This window comes from Bacillus luti (assembly GCF_001884105.1).
GTDB classification, from domain to species: Bacteria; Bacillota; Bacilli; order Bacillales; family Bacillaceae_G; genus Bacillus_A; species Bacillus_A luti.
The window spans coordinates 1-289 of sequence record NZ_MACI01000096.1 but is presented as its reverse complement, the minus strand read 5'-3'; the positions used below and the strand labels follow the sequence as shown (position 1 = coordinate 289).

The following is a 289-nucleotide window of genomic DNA, read 5'->3' as shown; positions in this document are numbered from 1 at the left end:
CAGAAGAAGTAGAAGTAATTGCAGAAACAGAAGAGTCAGAAGAAGTAGAAGTAATTGCAGAAACAGAAGAGTTAGAAGAAGTGGAAGTAATTACAGAAGTAGAAGAGTCTGGGGAAGTAGAAGCAATTACAGAAGTAGAAGAGTCTGAGGAAGTAGAAGTAATTGCAGAAACAGAAGGGTTAGAAGAAGTGGAAGCAATTGCAGAAGCAGAAGAGTTAGAAGAAGTAGAAGTAATTGCAGAAACAGAAGAGTCAGAAGAAGTAGAAGTAATTGCAGAAACAGAAGAGTC

General features: G+C 37.7%; 1 protein-coding gene. It reads left to right on the top strand.

Annotated features, from left to right (window positions below):
• On the top strand, nucleotides 1–289 hold a 289-nt coding region (locus BAQ48_RS26060), incomplete at both ends, for a hypothetical protein (RefSeq protein ID WP_131800857.1).